Below are 15,617 nucleotides of genomic sequence, written 5' to 3' on the forward strand. Positions count from 1 at the left end.
GGAATTGGCAGACGCGTCAGACTCAAAATCTGGTGTCCATTACGGACGTATCGGTTCGACCCCGATCACCGCTATCGCTTGAGACGACTTCCTCTTGGGAGTCGTTTTTCTTTTATCTTTATCTTTTTCCCTGCAGCAAATATCTTTTATTCTTTGGATTTTGGTAAAGAAATTTGCACCTCTTTTGCCGATTCTCTATAATGTCTTTTAGTATGGAGGTAATGAAAGCACATGAATATCGGTTTGTTTACAGACACCTACTTCCCGCAAAACAGCGGGGTAGCGACGTCGATCAAAACCCTTAAAGAAGCTTTGGAGGCCCAGGGTCACAATGTCTTCATCTTCACGACAACTGATCCTAACGTCGACAAGGACACGGTTGAAGCCAACATCTTCCGCTTCAGCTCCGTGCCCTTCATTGGCTTCTCTGAGCGGCGGATTGCTTTCCGGGGCCTGTTTGAGGCGGTCAAGGTGGCCAAGGAGGTCAACCTGGACATCGTCCACACCCAGACCGAATTTTCCATGGGCTTAATTGGCAAGTACGTGGCCCGGCAATTGGGCATCCCGGCTATCCACACCTACCACACCATGTACGAAGACTACCTGCACTATGTCTTAAACGGCCACTTGCTCCGGCCAGTTCATGTCCAGCAGTTCACCAAGAGCTACTTGAAGAATATGGACGGGGTCATCGCGCCCAGCCAGCGGGTAGCGGCTTTATTGGCCCGCTACGGGGTGGAGATCCCCATGCGGGTGATTCCTACCGGGGTTGACCTGGACGCCATCAGTGGCCCGGAAAAGGCGAATCTGCGGGAAAAACTGGGGATTGCCCCGGATGCCCAGGTGATCATCACCCTGGGCCGGGTAGCCGCGGAAAAGAAGATTGACCGCATCCTCCGGGTCATGCCAGACCTGTTGACCGAATTCCCTAAGCTGGTCTTTGTTATCGCCGGCGACGGCCCGGACGCGGATGTCTTAAAAGAGCAGGTTGAGCGCCTGACTTTGGAAGACCATGTGATTTTTGCCGGCAATATTCCCCATGACCAGGTCGCCAGCTACTATAAGATGGCCGACTTCTTCGTCTCAGCCAGCGACACGGAAACCCAGGGGCTGACTTATATCGAAGCCCTAGGCAGCGGACGCAAGTGCGTGGTTTACAAGACCGACTACACCGACCAGGTCTTCAATGACCCGGCTTACGGCTTGACTTTTGAAAGCCTGCGGCAGATGAAGGAAGAAATCGCGGCTTACTTGCGGCAGGGCCGGCAGGAGATTCCGCCCCAGCTCTTGGCAAAAAAGCTGGAAGAAATTTCCGCCAGCCACTTTGCCAGCGAGGTCTGCAAGTTTTACCAGTACGCGATTGACAACTATCAAGTGAAAAAAGAGGACAGCAATGATTAGAATCAACATGTTTTCCCAGGCGGACTCAGTTGCCGGCCAAGGGGTCGGGGCAGCCTACCTGGAACTGATTCGGCTTCTCAGGACCCACCTGGTCGATGATTTCTACGTGACCATCAACAAGTACGGCAGAAGCGACTTGACCCACTACCACACCATCAACCCGACCTACTTCGCCAACAGCTTTTCACCAGCCAGAGGCCGCAAGATCGGCTATGTCCACTTTTTGCCAGATACCCTGGAAGGGTCAATCAAATTGCCAGGGGTGGCTAAAAAGGTCTTCTACCAGTACGTGATCGACTTTTACAAGCGGATGGACCAGATCGTGGTCGTCAACCCGATCTTCATCGACAAGCTGACTGAATACGGCCTGGACAGAAACAAGATCCGCTACATTCCGAACTTCGTGGCCAAGAGTGAGTTCTATGAACAGACTCAGGCCAAAAAGAACGCCACCCGGCAGGAATTAGGCATCCCGCAGGACAAGTTCGTTGTCTTTGGCGACGGGCAGGTCCAGGCCAGAAAAGGGGTCGACGACTTCGCCAAGTTGGCGGAAGCCAACCCCGACTACCAGTTTATCTGGGCAGGCGGCTTTTCTTTCGGCAAGATCACGGACGGCTATGACCACTTCAAGCAGCTGGTGGAGAACCCGCCCAAGAACCTGACCTTTACCGGCATCATCGACCGGGAAAAGCTGGTTGACTACTTGAACATGGCCGACCTCTTCCTCTTGCCGTCCTTTGACGAACTCTTCCCGATGTCAGTTCTGGAAGCCTTCAGCTGCGGGACCCCGGTCTTGCTCAGAGACCTGGACCTCTACCGGGCGATCATTGACGGTTACTACCTGGCCGGCAAGGACTCTGCTGAAATGAACGAACAGCTCCGCTTCGCGGCTACCCATCCGGAAGTCCTGGCCCGCCAGCAGGAGCTTTCCCGCAAGGCCAGCCAGCAGTATTCTGAAGACCACCTGGCTGAAATCTGGCGGGACTTCTACCAGGAGCAGTACCAGCTGGGCCGGGAATTGGGGCAGATCAGCTATGAATAAGAAAAATCTGTGGGGAGTCCTGATCGTCTTATTGATCAGCTCCCTTGTTTTGTACTTTGACCTCCGGGCCACGCCAATGGCGACTTTAAAGGCGGCAGCCGGGCAGATTATTCCCTGGCGCCTGGTCCTGGTCTTTTTGGCCATGGCCTTGTCCTATGTCTGTGAGGCCTTGATCCTCCATCTTTTGGCCAAAAGGCCGGGGACAGCCAAGCGGAGCTTCTGGTCTTATCTGCGGATTCCGCTCATCCAGGCCCTTTTCAATGGGATCACCCCGATGGCCACCGGCGGGCAGCCGTCGCAATTGGCGGCCATGGTGGAAATGGGCATGGCCGGCGGCCGGGCAACTTCGATTTTGATGATGAAGTTCATCTGCTACCAGCTGGTTGTTTTATTTGCCTATTTGACGGCCTTTATCTTTGGCTTTCACTTTGTGGCCGGCAAGTTCTCGGCTTTAGCCATCTTTATTTTCCTGGGCTTTGCCCTCCACGTCTTCTCCATCATCCTGCTCCTGTTAGCCATGTTTGCCCATAACTGGACGGTTAAGGCTGTTAAAAAGGTCATGAAGCTGTTGGGGCGGATTTTTGGCCAGGAAAGGGCCCAAGCTTGGGAGAAGTCGACCCTGGAGCAAGTGGAAAGCTTCTACAAGGAAAGCCAGGCCCTTAAGGCTGAGAAGAAAAAGCTCTGGGGCGTGGTTCTCTTGACGGTCGGACAGCTCCTGTGCTACTACTCGGCTCCTTACCTGACCTTGCGGGCCTTGGGTCAACCAGTTTACTATGGTCAAGTGACCTTGATGACGATCTTGATCATCATGTTCATGGCCGTGATTCCTTTGCCTGGGGCCAGTGGCGGGGCGGAATTCAGCTTCCAGACCCTCTTTGCCAGCTTCATCAGCCGGCCGGGGGTAGTCGTTTTGGCCATGTTCTTGTGGCGGTTCGCGACCTACTTCTTCGGCATGATTCTCGGCATCTTTGGCTGGTCCTTCAAGCCGGCTAAGTTGCGGGACTGATTTTTTGAGGTGAAAGAAATGCAGAAAATCAAGGCCTTTGGGACCTGGCTGCGGACGTCGAAGAACGGATTCTTTACTCTGGCGGTCTTCGGCTACTGGCTCAAGTGTTACCTAATATATCTGACCAAGTTTACCCTGGGGGCGACGGGCCCGTTGCAGGGCTTCCTCTTGCTCATCAACCCTATTCCGTCGGGGATGCTGATCCTGGGTCTGGGGATGCTGATGAAGGGGCGCAAGTCCTACTGGACCATGCTTGTCCTGGACTTCCTCCTGGCTACCTGGCTTTTCGCCAACATCCTTTACTACCGGGAATTCTCCAACTTCCTCTCTTTTTCCCTGCTGCAGAATTCGGGCAGCGCTTCGGAGAATTTGGGCAAAAGCATTGCCGGCATCCTCAAGGGCAGCGACTTTTTAGCCTTTGCTGACCCCTTGATCCTGCTGGGGCTTTTGCTGGGGAAGTTTTTCAAAATGGACCTCTACGCCCAGTCCTGGAAAAGGAAGGTCGCCATTGAACTGACGGCCCTGCTCTTGATGGGGGGCAACCTCCTCTTGTCCCAAAAGGACCGGTCAGGCCTGCTCACGCGGACTTTTGACAACAACTACATCGTCAAGTATTTAGGGATCAACGAATATGCCCTTTATGACGGGATCAAGACGGCTCAGACCAACGCCCAGATGGCTAATGCCAAGGTGTCGGATTTGAGTTCTGTTAAAAAGTACCTCAAGGCAAACTACGTCCAGCCAAATTCAGCTTATACGGGTGTAGCCAAGGGGAAAAACGTCATCGTTATCCACCTGGAAAGCTTCCAGCAGTTTTTGATCGGCTACAAGTGGAAGGGCAAGGAAGTCACGCCTAACTTGAACAAGATCTACCATTCCAAGCACACTCTGGCTTTTGACAACTTCTTCAACCAGGTGGGGCAGGGGAAGACCTCTGACGCGGAACTGATGCTGGAAAACTCCCTCTTCGGGGTCCAGTCGGGGTCAGCCATGTCGACTTACGGGACCAGCAATACTTTTGAATCCATGCCGGCTATTTTGAAGCAAAAAGGCGGCTATACTTCCGCCGTTATGCACGGGGGGACGGGGTCCTTCTGGAACCGGAACAATGCCTACAAGTCTTTTGGCTATGATTATTTCGCTTCTTTGAACTACTACCAGTACCAAAACAGCTGGTACCTGGGCTACGGTTTAAAGGACAAGATCTTTTTCCAGCAGTCGGCCAAGTACATCTCTGAACTGCCCCAGCCTTTTTACTTGAAGATGATCACGGTCACCAACCACTATCCATATACCTTGGACAAGCAGAACCAGTCGATCAAGAAGACCACGACCGGGGACAACACGGTTGACGGCTACGTGCAGACGGCCCACTACCTGGACCAGGCGATCGGCGAATTCATGACATGGCTGAAGAAGACTGGTCTGGACAAAAAGACCCTCCTGGTCTTCTACGGGGACCACTACGGGATTTCCAACAACCACAACGAGGCCATGGCCCAGCTGACCGGGAAGAAAAATTACGGGGAGTTTGACGACCAGCAGCAGCAAAGAGTGCCGCTCATGTTTTATTCAAGCAACTTAAAAGGCGGCATTAAGCATACCTACGGCGGGGAAATCGACGTGATGCCGACCCTGTTGAACCTGCTGGGGATCAAGAGCAAGGACTTGATTTTGTTTGGCCATGACCTGTTAAGTAAAAAGAACCCGCAAGTGGTGGCCCAGCGGAATGGGAACTTTATTACCCCGACCTACACCAAGGTGGGGAGCAGCTACTATTACACCAAGACGGGCAAGAAGGTCACCGGCGCCAAGGAAAAGAAGGCCTGCCGCTTGATCGCCAACCAGGTTTTGACCCAGCTGACCCTGTCTGACCGGGTCGTGATCGGGAACCTGCTCCGCTTCTACCACCCCTCCTGGTTTACTCCGGTCAAGACCAGTGACTATGACTACAATAAGACTGACTCTTTAAAGAAGCTGGCAGAAGCCGGTAAGAGCAAGACCAGCTTAAAGAGCCAGCTGGGCAAGAAGGACGTAAGCAGTCTTTATAAAACTGACGCGCCCGAACTGAAAAAAACTAAGACAAAGTAAGTCTATCTATGATATAATAGTAAGGTAATTGTAGAATAAATTGGAGGCAGTGCATTGTACAACTTTATTATGACGCTGTTGATCATTGTTTCAGTGCTGATCATTATTGCGACAATGATGCAACCACAGAAGCAGCAAGATGCCTTGAACGCTTTGTCAGGCGGCGCCGTCTTTAGCGGCCAGACCAAGAAGCGGGGCTTTGAAGCCTTTATGGAAAAAGTGACGTCAGTTCTACTGGTATTGTTCTTTGCTTTTTCGATTATTTTGGCAATCCTGTCTTCTAAATAATCATTAACCTCCCGATCACTTGCTTGATGGGAGGTTTTTTTAACGAAAATACAGATGGAGAAAATAATGGCGCAAAACGAGACTGTATTGGCGGGCGTGTTGGAGATCTTCCGGCACAACCCGCAAAAGCAATTCAGCGTTGACCAGATCGAGCGGCAGGCCCGCCGGGACCGTTTGGGCAACTTTACCGACCTGGTCAAGGCCCTGGCCTACCTGGAGCAGAAAAAGCAGATCATCACTGACGGCAACGGCCGCTACCAGCTGGCCCAGGAAAATACTGAAGTCGAAGGGGTCTTCCGGGCCAACGACAAGGGCTTTGGCTTTGTCCGCTTAGATGATGAAGAAGCCGATGACGTGTTCATCAACTCTGACGCTACCAAGCTGGCTTTGGACGGGGACCGGGTCAAGGTCAAGATCACGGCCGGCGGCAACCCTTGGAACGGGAAGGGGCCGGAAGGGCAGGTTGAAGAAATACTGGAGCGCGGGGCCAGCAGCATTGTCGGCGAATACACCCCTTTGGAAGACCTGCAGGCCAAGATCAGCCACTTTGCCGGCTACGTGATTTCGACCAACAAGAAGTTCAAGAAGTACCGGGTCTATGTATCTGAAAACGGCTTGATCCCACAAATGGGGGACATGGTCAAGGTATCTCTGAAGACCTATCCGACCGAAGACTTGCCAGACCAGATGACCGGGGCAGTTGTCGAAATTATCGGTAACAAGAACGACCCGGGCGTGGACATCATGTCCATCGTAGCGGAACACGACATCCGGACTGAATGGCCAGAAGACGCCTTAGAGCAGGCCAATGCCATCCCAGACCACGTAACTGAAGAAGAGAGGCATGAAGCAGGCCGGCGGGACATCACCGACCAGCCAGCCGTCACGATCGACGGGGATGACTCCAAGGACTTTGACGACGCGGTCGTTTTGTGGAAGCTGGACAACGGCAACTACCACCTGGGCGTCCACATAGCTGACGTGGCCCACTATGTTAAAGAAGGAACGCCTTTGGACCGGGAAGCTTTTGCCCGGGGCAACAGTACCTACTTGGTCGACCGGGTTATTCCAATGCTGCCGTTCAGACTGTCCAACGGGATCTGTTCCTTGAACGAAGGCGTTGACCGTTTGGTTCTGTCCTGTGACATGGAAATCACCCCGGAAGGTGAGCGGGTATCTTACGACATCTACCCGGCCTTGATGCGGTCCCACGGCCGTTTGACCTACAACAAGGTCAACCAGGCCTTGCGCGCTGACGTGCCGGACAGCGACTTGGAAGACAAGTATGTTAAGGTGCGGCCAATGCTCAAGGACATGGCAGCTCTGCATGAAGCCCTGTACAACAAGCGCCACGCCCGGGGGGCCATCGACTTTGAAGAACCGGAAGCCAAGATCATCGTGGATGAGAAGGGCAAGCCGGTGGACATCGTCCTGCACAGCCGTGGGACAGCCGAAAAGATGATCGAATCCTTCATGCTTTTGGCCAATGAAACTGTGGCAGAAGCCTACTACAGAAAAAAGGTGCCTTTCCTTTACCGGGTGCACGAAACGCCAGAAGCTGACCGGATCACCAGATTTTTTGAATTCTGCAGTGCCTTCGGCTTGAACGTCAAGGCAGATCCAAACGACATCGAGCCGCTGGACTTGCAGAAGGTGGTTACCAAGACTTTGGGCACGCCGGAAGAAGCGGTTCTCCAGATGATGCTGCTGCGGAGCTTGAAGCAGGCCCACTACTCAGAAGATCCGCTGGGCCACTTCGGGATCGCGGCCAAGTACTACACCCACTTTACTTCCCCAATCCGCCGGTATTCAGACACCATGGCCCACCGGATGATCCACGCCTACCTGGAAGAAGGAATGGGGGATGAGGTCAAGGAGCACTTTAAGGAAGAACTGCCGGAAGTAGCTGATCAGACTTCAATGCAAGAGCGGCGGTCAATCGATACGGAACGGGCAACCAACGACTTGAAGATGACCGAATACATGGCTGACCAGGTCGGCAACAAGTTTGAAGCGGTTATTTCATCAGTAACCAGCTTTGGGATGTTCGTGCAGTTGGAGAACACGGTGGAAGGTTTGATCCACATCTCCAACTTGAAGGACGACTACTACTCATACGATGAAAAGACCATGACATTGACCGGCCGGGCAACCCACAAGAAGTATAAGGTTGGGATGCCGATCAAGGTTGTCTTGACCAATGCGAATGTTGAGCAGCACCAGCTGGACTTTGAAGTTTACGATCCAGATGCCAAAAAGCGGCCCCACAATGACCGCGGGATGGGCAGAAGAAGCGGGGACCGGAACTTCAAGGGCCGGAGCAATTACGGCGGCCGCGACAAGAGCGGTGACCGGCGCCACAAGCCAAGCCGCAACAACCGCGGCCAGCGGCTGGGGCAAAGTGAAAGAGGCAACCGCCGGCGGCCAAACCGTTAATATGTAAGCGGGAGGATTTTTTATGAAACAAAAAGCCAAGGATGAAAATGTCCTCGCGCAGAATCGGCAAGCCCGGCATGATTATTTCATCAAGGATACTTATGAAGCCGGGATTGCTTTGACGGGGACGGAGATCAAGTCAGTCAGAGCCCGGCACGTGACCTTGCGTGACGGCTACGTGCAGATCATCAACGGGTCGGCCTTCCTGGAAAATGTTCATATCGATGAATATAAGGAAGGCAACCGCTACAACCATGACCCGCTGAGAAGCCGCAGACTGCTTTTGCACAAGAAGGAAATCGCCAAACTGGCCGAGGTGAAGGCCCAAAAGGGGATGACCATCGTGCCGCTCAAGGTCTACTTGAAGCACGGCTTTGCCAAGGTTTTGATTGGCGTAGCGCAGGGTAAGAAGGAATACGACAAGCGCGAAACGATCAAGAAGCGCGACCAGGACCGGGAACTGCGCAGAAAATACAGAATTTAAGGAATCCGCCGGAAGGCGGATTTTTTGTATTCGCGTATACTTATCTGCATATTACGCTTTCCAAAAAAGCCCCTGCAAAGGCCGGCATTAGTTGTAGAATAAGTGTAAGCAAAAAATTCATTCAGAGTAATAGAAAGAGGATAGACAATGGGTTTTTGGATCATGCTTTTGTCCGGACTGATCGGCCTGGGCTTGGTAATTTTTGGTGTTGAAAAGGAGCTGCCAAAGGGGCAGAAAATTGCTTTTTGGTTGATCGGCGCTGCTCTGTTGGTCTTCGCTGTTGCCTTGGCTCTACCAAATGGCCTGCAGCTTTAGTTAATTAAATTAAGTTAATCTCGAGGTACTGGCAAGACCAGTGCCTTTTTTCTTTGTAAAAATTAGTCTAGACAGCTTTCCGAAATGTTTTTCACCCTTGCGAAATACTTTTCACAATCTGAAATATGATTCTTTGTTTTTGTAAACTCTTTACATATCTGGAAGCGGTGCCATAATAAGAGTGTAAGCAAGCTTACGGGAGGTCGGGGCGCCTGAAAGGCCTCATGTGATGAAACAATGTCTTTTGTAAGGAGCAATTGATTTATGTCAGACAAGAAATTTTCAGTAGTTATTGCCGGCGGTGGCAGCACCTTCACCCCTGGATTTGTTATCAGTCTCTGTGCCAATCAAGATAAGCTTCCCCTGCGGAAACTGAAACTGTACGACATTGATGCTGACCGGCAAAAGAAGATCGGTGACGCCTGCGCCATCATCGTCAAGGAAAAGGCACCGCAAGTCGAATTTGAATATACGACTGACCCGGAAGAAGCCTTCACTGACGTTGACTTCGTCTTGGGCTCAATCAGAGTCGGCAAGTACGAAATGCGCAGCCAGGATGAAAAGATTCCTTTGAAGTACGGGGTCAACGGCCAGGAAACTACCGGCCCCGGAGGCATGGCCTACGGTTTGCGGTCAATCCCGGCCATCATTGAAATCATCGACTTCATGGAAAAGTACTCGCCAAACGCTTGGATGGTCAACTACTCCAACACGATCGCGATTGTTTCTGAAGCCTGCCGGCGCTTCCGCCCGAATGCCAAGGTTGTCAACATCTGCGACATGCCAATCGATGACATGGGCAGAATGGCGGCCATTGCCGGGCTCAAGAGCTTCAAGGACCTCGACTTTACCTACTACGGTCTGAACCACTTTGGCTGGTGGAAGAGCGTTACCAACAAGAAGACCGGGGAAGACCTAATGCCGCTTTTGAAAGAATATGTCAAGAAGAACGGCTACTACGTGGGCGGAGACTTCGACAAGGAAACCGAAGCCAGCTGGGTCGCAACTTTCAAGAAGGTTGCTGACTGCTACGCTTTGGACCCGACGACTCTGCCAAACAACTACATGCAGTACTACTACTTCCCGCAATACGAAGTGGAAAACGCCAACCCGAACTACACCAGAACCGATGAAATCCTGGAATACCGGCAAAAGATCGTCTTTGGTGAATGCGCCCGGATCGTCAAGGAAGGCACGGCCAAGGGCAACCTTTGGGAAAGCGAAGTGCACTCCAACTACATCATTGACATCTGCCACGCGATCGCCTTCAACACCCACGAGAAGTACCTGGCCAATATTCCGAACAACGGGGCCATCTGCAACTTCCCAGACGATGCTATCGTTGAAGTGCCTTGCCTCTTTGGCTCAAACGGCGTGCAGCCGCTGGTAGTCGGTGAAGCCGGCCGCTTCCAACTGGGTCTGATGATGGAACAAGTAACCTGCGAAAAGCTGGTTGTCGATGCTTATGAGCAAAAGTCCTACATCAAGATGCTGCAGGCCTTTGCCTTGAACAAGACTGTTCCAGACGCTAGCGTGGCCAAGAAGATCCTGGACGACATGATGGTCGTCAACAAGCCTTACTGGCCGGATTTGAAGTAGTCAGAATGAATTGAAATAAAAAGAAGCAAGGAGGAAGATTGCTTATGATGCAGAAACTACAGAAATTCGGGGCGGCGATGTTCGTGCCTGTCCTGCTTTTCTCTTTCGCCGGTATCGTGGTTGCCTTAACCAGCCTGTTCAACAACCCGTTGATTTTTGGCTCACTGGCAAACACCAATACCTTCTGGTACGGTCTGTGGGACACCGTTCAACAAGGTGGCTGGACCGTCTTTAACCAAGTTGACATGCTCTTCGTGGTCGGCCTGCCAATCGGGCTGGCTAAGAAGGCCCACGGGCGGGCAGCCATGGAAGCCATCGTTACCTACTGGACTTTCAACTACTTTATCGCTGGTTTCCTGACCCACTGGGGTGCCTTCTTCGGCCTTAAGGACTACGTTAATACCCAGATCGTGGCCAACTCAGCCAACAATGGTTTGACCATGATTGCCGGGATCAAGACCCTGGACACCAGTATCGTTGGTTCCCTGGTCATCGCCGGTATCGTGGTTTGGCTGCACAACCGCTACTTTGACAAGAAATTGCCGGACTTCCTGGGTACCTTCCAGGGTTCAGCCTTCGTTGTCATCTTAGGCTTCGTGGCCATGTTCCCAGTTGCCTTCCTGACCTGCCTTATCTGGCCAAGGGTACAAATGGGCATCATTGGTTTGCAGGAATTCATGGCATCCAGCGGCTTGATCGGGGTTTGGATCTTCAACTTCCTGAACCGGGTCCTGATTCCAACTGGCCTGCACCACTTGGTTTACATTCCGTTCCAATACGGCCCGGCCGTCGTTGCTGGGGGCTTGCAACCATGGTGGCTCAAGCACTTGACTGAATTTGCCGAAAGCACTAAGAGCCTGAAGAGCCTGGCTCCAAACATGGGCTTCATGCTTTACGGGAATGAAAAAGTCTTCCTTGTGCCAGCCATCTGCCTGGCCTTCTACCACACTGCCAAGAAGGGCAAGAAGAAGCAGACTTCAGCCTTGCTTTTGCCAGCTGCTTTGACTTCATTCCTGGCCGGGATTACTGAACCTGTTGACTTTACCTACCTCTTCGCGGCTCCAATCCTCTGGGTTGTCTACTCAGTTCTGGCCGCAACCATGAACACCACCATGTACATCTTCGGCGTTGTCGGCCAAATGACTGACGGGGCCATCGGGATTGCTTCCATGAACTGGCTGCCGCTGTGGGCTAACCACTGGCACACCTACATGGCCCAATTCATCATTGGTCTGATCTATGCCGTGATCATCTACTTCATCTTCCGCTTTATGATCGTCAAGTTCAACTACGCTACTCCAGGCCGGGAAGCTGACGACCAGGAAGTCAAGCTGATGAACAAGAAGCAATACAAGGAAGCCAAGGCTGCTGAACAAGCTGCTGAAGCTGCCGGGCAAAACTCCTCTGACCCATACATCGCGAGAGCTACGGCTTACACGACTCTCTTGGGCGGACCGGAAAACATTGCTGAAATTACTTCCTGCGCAACCCGTTTGCGGGTAACTGTCAAGGATCCTGACAAGGTCGGCGCCGACGCTGCCTTCAGAAAGAACCAGGCAGTCGGGGTTGTCCGTCACGGTTCAGCCATCCAGATTATCGTTGGTCTGGACGTTGCCCAAGTTCTGGAAAGAATTGAAGATATTATTGCCGACAGCGGCAACACCGTTGCCAAGACCGAAGCCGACCCTGATGAAGAAAAGGCCACCGGCTACCTGGACCTGCTGGGCGGCAGAAGCAATATTAAAGAACTGACTTCCTGCTCAACCAGAGTAAGAGTCCACGTCTTTGACACTAAGAAGGTTGCCGGCGACGACGACTTCAAGAAGTTCGGGGCCAGCGCCGTTGAAAGACGGGATGACCAGGAAATCGACATCGTGGTCGGCCTGGAAGCTGAACGGGTTGTCGGCAAGATGAAGGAAATTATGTAAGTTTTTAAATTGGTCTAAGCCCATAAAAGTGCTATTCTGTTAACTAGGTGAGAACGTCAACAAGTTAGCAAGAGGAGACTTTTATGGCAGGACTAAAAGCACGAATCGTGGAAAAATCAAGTTATCTGAATCCATCGGATAAGAAGATCTTGAATTACTTGCTGAACAATGCTGCTGAATGCAGCGAACTCAGTCTGGCGAAATTGGCCAAGAAGCTTTATGTTTCAGAATCGGCCATTTTTCGCTTATGCAAAAAGATCGGTCTAAGTGGCTACAGCGAATTGAAATACGAGCTGGCAGATTTTTCCAAGGGGGAGAAGCGGATGGTTAAGCAGCAAGATACCTTCGCCGAGCGCCTGGTCAAGAATCTGCGCTTAGAGCTCAGCTATTTCAGGACACTGGATTTTGAAAGCTTTTATTCGACCTTAAACCAGACAAAAAATATCTACATTTACACCACCGGCTGGCAGCAGGCGTCTATCGCCAGCTATCTCTCCAACCAGCTCCTGGTGAATGTGGGCAAGCCGACGGTTGTCATGCCATCAGCGATTAGTGAATTGAAGATGTCGAAGAATTGGCTGCAAGACCATGACCAATTGATTGTGATTTCATTTTCCGGGGAAGATCCTGACTTGTGCCAGCTCCTGGATGAGCTGCACTTGCTCAATGAGCATTTGACGATTACTTCGCTGACGACCATCAAGGAGAGCCGGCTGGCCAGTCTGTCTGACTACAGTCTCTTTTTCCAGCCAAGTCTCTTCCATGAGAGCATCAGCACCAAGAACTGGGCTTTTAGTCCGGCTTACACAATGATTGATTTATTGATTAACGGCTACTGCGAGTGGCTGAGAAAAGAGGATGAATAATGCAGGAGAAAGCTTTGAATTGGCTAGACAGGTTGACTAAGTCTGCCCGTCTGACGCCGAAAAGAATATTAAAGATCTACACCTTCGTCCTCTTTTTTGCCCCGCTGGCCTACCTGCTGCTCTTGCAGCTGCGGGCCGGGGCGGCCAAGCAGACGATCACTGACTCCATCGCGGCCAGTCCCGCGACCACGGTGTCAATCATCGTGGCAGCCGGTGACTTTCTCTTGGGTTACCTCTGCTGGATCGACGGCGGGGCCCTCTTGGCCGACCGGCGCCAGTACATGAAGTTTATGAAGCTGCAGCTGTGGACCCAGCTGATCGTTGGCAACTGGTTCTGTCTCCTCTTCGCTATTTTTGCCCTGCGGCGGGGAGAGGATTTACCTGAAGAGAGCAAGGTAAAGCCGAGCCAGCTGCTGTCCTTGACCTACTTGATTGCTTCTTTATTCGTAATTTGTTTTGTGTTCTATGTAGTTCTCGCCTTTAGAGCGGTGAAAGGTTGATATTCATGTTTAATTTCTTTAAAAAGTCCAAGTCAAAAGGCAATGAAGTCAAGGCGCCCATCAAGGGCAATCTGATTCCCCTGTCCGAAGTCAGCGATGACGTCTTCTCCCAAAAGATGCTGGGCGACGGTTTTGCCGTTAAGCCGACCGGCCAGGAAGTAGTTGCCCCGGTTTCCGGGACCATTACCACCCTGTTCCCGACCAAGCACGCTATCGGCATCAAGACGGCCGAAGGGCTGGAAGTCTTGATCCACTTGGGGATCGACACGGTGGAACTGAAGGGGGAACCCTTCAATCTCTTCGTTGAGCAAGGCGATTCAGTCAAGGCTGGCGACAAGCTGGCGGAAATGGACATCGCCGACGTGGCTGACCACGGCCTGGACAACACGGTCATGGTGGTTTACACCAACATGGACCTACTTAAAGAAGTCAAGGATGTCGACCCGCGCCCTGTAGAGGCGGGCGACGACGCGCAGGAAATTGCCTTTAACTAAAGCGCGTGATGATTTTTACCATTTTTAACATTACTCTTTAATCCAAAACTTTTACTCCTCTATTTTAAAAAACTTTCTTTACTAACTCACAAATCGCCAGACTGCTCCGGGACCTCTCCCGGGGCAGTTTTTTGCATGAAAAAAGCAGCCTTGCGGCTGCTTAGGCGAGGCTTTTAGCCATCATTTGGTGGGGGATGCCGGCTTCCATGAAGACGGGGCCGACATCGTGGTAGCCATTGGCCAGGTAGAAGTCCCGGGCACTGGCTTGGGCGTGCAGATAAAGTTCTTTGGTTAAGTTATTTGCCAAAACGTAGTTTTCAATGGCGCCTAACAGCTGGCTGGCAATCCCGCGGTGGCGGGCAGTCTTTTGCACGGCGACCCGGCCGATGTAGAAACGGCCTTCTTCGCTGAAGAAGCGGGCGGCCGCCAGGGCATTGCTTTGGTCTTCATTTAAAAGAAAGACATGGTAGGCGGAAAGGTCCTGGTCGTCCAGTTCAGGAACCGTGATTTCCTGCTCGGCAACGAAAACGTCATCGCGGATTCTGGACAGGCAGAAGACCTCCCGGGCAGAGAGCTCGTTAAAATGTTTGACTTGAATTTCTTTGCTGAAGTCGTTTTTCTGACGTTTTTTCACGGTTGACAGGATCCTTTCCATAACTAGTTGATTATGTTTAGCCATTGTAGCAGGCTGGAAAGATTTGTCAAATTACCAGGCGTTTTTAGCTTATTCGCGGCTTGGCAAAGTGACAATTTAAAAAGAGGGGATGATAAAGAGCAGATAAAACAGAAAAAGCAAAAATATTTTTCCCGGTAAAAAGGGTAAAAAGCGAACAAAGAATTCATTAAAGAATTAAAAAGAACGATAAAGCAGAACAAAAGAAGCAGAAGCGGCAAGGCAAAATATTACAACTCTGCCTGCTGTACCCATGATAAAGCGAATGAAAAGGCTAATTTGACCTTTCGAAAATAACGAGTATACTAATATTTGTTGTCGCGGCGAAGAAGGAATTCGCCGGAGACACGAAAAAAGAAAATATCAAAAAACTTGTTGACAAGAATCAAACAAGCGAGTAAGATATAAAACGTTGCGTTACTAAGACGCAAGTTGGTACTTTGAAAACTGAACAAAGTTTCGCAGTGTGCGGGTCAAACATTGTTTGATCCAAA

The 15,617-nt window shown here is 51.5% G+C and carries 14 protein-coding genes; 13 read left to right on the forward strand and 1 reads right to left on the reverse strand.

Annotated elements, in window-relative coordinates:
- The first annotated feature begins 231 nt into the window (after window positions 1-231).
- The 13 genes from DS743_RS00385 to DS743_RS00445 all read left to right on the forward strand — a co-directional run bounded on the left by DS743_RS00385 (window position 232) and on the right by DS743_RS00445 (window position 14,450).
- Window positions 232-1,401 carry a glycosyltransferase family 4 protein gene (locus DS743_RS00385; RefSeq protein ID WP_035185711.1) on the forward strand — a complete coding sequence of 390 codons (1,170 nt, stop codon included), beginning with the start codon at window positions 232-234 and terminating at the stop codon, window positions 1,399-1,401.
- A complete protein-coding gene (locus DS743_RS00390; protein ID WP_003611152.1) occupies window positions 1,394-2,443 on the forward strand; it encodes a glycosyltransferase family 4 protein in 1,050 nt (349 codons plus the stop codon). The genes DS743_RS00385 and DS743_RS00390 overlap by 8 nt, the downstream gene beginning before the upstream one ends.
- Window positions 2,436-3,449: a lysylphosphatidylglycerol synthase transmembrane domain-containing protein gene (locus DS743_RS00395; protein WP_035185713.1), complete on the forward strand. Its 1,014-nt coding sequence runs from the start codon at window positions 2,436-2,438 to the stop codon at window positions 3,447-3,449. Before DS743_RS00390 ends, DS743_RS00395 begins: the two co-directional genes overlap by 8 nt.
- A gap of 18 nt (window positions 3,450-3,467) precedes the next feature.
- A complete protein-coding gene (locus DS743_RS00400) occupies window positions 3,468-5,540 on the forward strand; it encodes an LTA synthase family protein (RefSeq protein WP_141372536.1) in 2,073 nt (690 codons plus the stop codon).
- A 54-nt stretch (window positions 5,541-5,594) separates the two neighbouring features.
- Complete coding sequence (gene secG, locus DS743_RS00405) at window positions 5,595-5,828, forward strand: preprotein translocase subunit SecG (RefSeq protein WP_002876914.1); 234 nt, start codon at window positions 5,595-5,597, stop codon at window positions 5,826-5,828.
- Between the two features lie 66 nt (window positions 5,829-5,894).
- The gene (rnr, locus tag DS743_RS00410) at window positions 5,895-8,264 is read left to right on the forward strand and encodes a ribonuclease R (protein WP_035185714.1); all 2,370 of its coding nucleotides are present in this window, start codon (window positions 5,895-5,897) and stop codon (window positions 8,262-8,264) included.
- 22 nt (window positions 8,265-8,286) lie between these two features.
- Window positions 8,287-8,748 carry an SsrA-binding protein SmpB gene (gene smpB, locus DS743_RS00415; protein ID WP_002876917.1) on the forward strand — a complete coding sequence of 154 codons (462 nt, stop codon included), beginning with the start codon at window positions 8,287-8,289 and terminating at the stop codon, window positions 8,746-8,748.
- Window positions 8,749-8,895: 147 nt separating this feature from the next.
- Window positions 8,896-9,063 carry a hypothetical protein gene (locus DS743_RS00420; RefSeq protein WP_013440103.1) on the forward strand — a complete coding sequence of 56 codons (168 nt, stop codon included), beginning with the start codon at window positions 8,896-8,898 and terminating at the stop codon, window positions 9,061-9,063.
- A 264-nt stretch (window positions 9,064-9,327) separates the two neighbouring features.
- Complete coding sequence (locus DS743_RS00425; RefSeq protein ID WP_035185717.1) at window positions 9,328-10,662, forward strand: family 4 glycosyl hydrolase; 1,335 nt, start codon at window positions 9,328-9,330, stop codon at window positions 10,660-10,662.
- Window positions 10,663-10,706: 44 nt separating this feature from the next.
- Window positions 10,707-12,590 carry a PTS sugar transporter subunit IIBC gene (locus tag DS743_RS00430; RefSeq protein ID WP_035185718.1) on the forward strand — a complete coding sequence of 628 codons (1,884 nt, stop codon included), beginning with the start codon at window positions 10,707-10,709 and terminating at the stop codon, window positions 12,588-12,590.
- An 83-nt stretch (window positions 12,591-12,673) separates the two neighbouring features.
- Entirely contained in the window at window positions 12,674-13,456 is a 783-nt protein-coding gene (locus tag DS743_RS00435) for a MurR/RpiR family transcriptional regulator (protein ID WP_035185720.1), read from the forward strand.
- Window positions 13,456-13,956 (forward strand): hypothetical protein, encoded by a 501-nt coding sequence (locus tag DS743_RS00440; RefSeq protein WP_003611146.1) that lies wholly within the window; start codon window positions 13,456-13,458, stop codon window positions 13,954-13,956. The genes DS743_RS00435 and DS743_RS00440 overlap by 1 nt, the downstream gene beginning before the upstream one ends.
- A 5-nt stretch (window positions 13,957-13,961) precedes the next feature.
- Window positions 13,962-14,450, forward strand: coding sequence for a PTS sugar transporter subunit IIA (locus DS743_RS00445; RefSeq protein ID WP_003611143.1), 489 nt, complete (start codon window positions 13,962-13,964; stop codon window positions 14,448-14,450).
- Between the two features lie 160 nt (window positions 14,451-14,610).
- Here DS743_RS00445 and DS743_RS00450 read toward each other — a convergent pair whose 3' ends face one another.
- Window positions 14,611-15,105 (reverse strand): GNAT family N-acetyltransferase, encoded by a 495-nt coding sequence (locus DS743_RS00450; RefSeq protein ID WP_003611154.1) that lies wholly within the window; start codon window positions 15,103-15,105, stop codon window positions 14,611-14,613.
- Between the last annotated feature and the right edge of the window lie 512 nt (window positions 15,106-15,617).

This window comes from Lactobacillus leichmannii, from assembly GCF_024701915.1.
Taxonomy (GTDB): domain Bacteria; phylum Bacillota; class Bacilli; order Lactobacillales; family Lactobacillaceae; genus Lactobacillus; species Lactobacillus delbrueckii.

Excerpts from the sequence above, each read along its gene's own strand:
- DS743_RS00420 (WP_013440103.1), top strand. The coding sequence starts at position 8,896 with ATGGGTTTTTGGATCATGCTTTTGTCCGGACTGATCGGCCTGGGCTTG.
- rnr (WP_035185714.1), top strand. The coding sequence starts at position 5,895 with ATGGCGCAAAACGAGACTGTATTGGCGGGCGTGTTGGAGATCTTCCGG.
- DS743_RS00390 (WP_003611152.1), top strand. The coding sequence starts at position 1,394 with ATGATTAGAATCAACATGTTTTCCCAGGCGGACTCAGTTGCCGGCCAA.
- DS743_RS00425 (WP_035185717.1), top strand. The coding sequence starts at position 9,328 with ATGTCAGACAAGAAATTTTCAGTAGTTATTGCCGGCGGTGGCAGCACC.
- DS743_RS00445 (WP_003611143.1), top strand. The coding sequence starts at position 13,962 with ATGTTTAATTTCTTTAAAAAGTCCAAGTCAAAAGGCAATGAAGTCAAG.
- smpB (WP_002876917.1), top strand. The coding sequence starts at position 8,287 with ATGAAACAAAAAGCCAAGGATGAAAATGTCCTCGCGCAGAATCGGCAA.
- DS743_RS00435 (WP_035185720.1), top strand. The coding sequence starts at position 12,674 with ATGGCAGGACTAAAAGCACGAATCGTGGAAAAATCAAGTTATCTGAAT.
- DS743_RS00400 (WP_141372536.1), top strand. The coding sequence starts at position 3,468 with ATGCAGAAAATCAAGGCCTTTGGGACCTGGCTGCGGACGTCGAAGAAC.
- DS743_RS00385 (WP_035185711.1), top strand. The coding sequence starts at position 232 with ATGAATATCGGTTTGTTTACAGACACCTACTTCCCGCAAAACAGCGGG.
- DS743_RS00450 (WP_003611154.1), bottom strand. The coding sequence starts at position 15,105 with ATGGAAAGGATCCTGTCAACCGTGAAAAAACGTCAGAAAAACGACTTC.
- DS743_RS00430 (WP_035185718.1), top strand. The coding sequence starts at position 10,707 with ATGATGCAGAAACTACAGAAATTCGGGGCGGCGATGTTCGTGCCTGTC.
- DS743_RS00440 (WP_003611146.1), top strand. The coding sequence starts at position 13,456 with ATGCAGGAGAAAGCTTTGAATTGGCTAGACAGGTTGACTAAGTCTGCC.
- DS743_RS00395 (WP_035185713.1), top strand. The coding sequence starts at position 2,436 with ATGAATAAGAAAAATCTGTGGGGAGTCCTGATCGTCTTATTGATCAGC.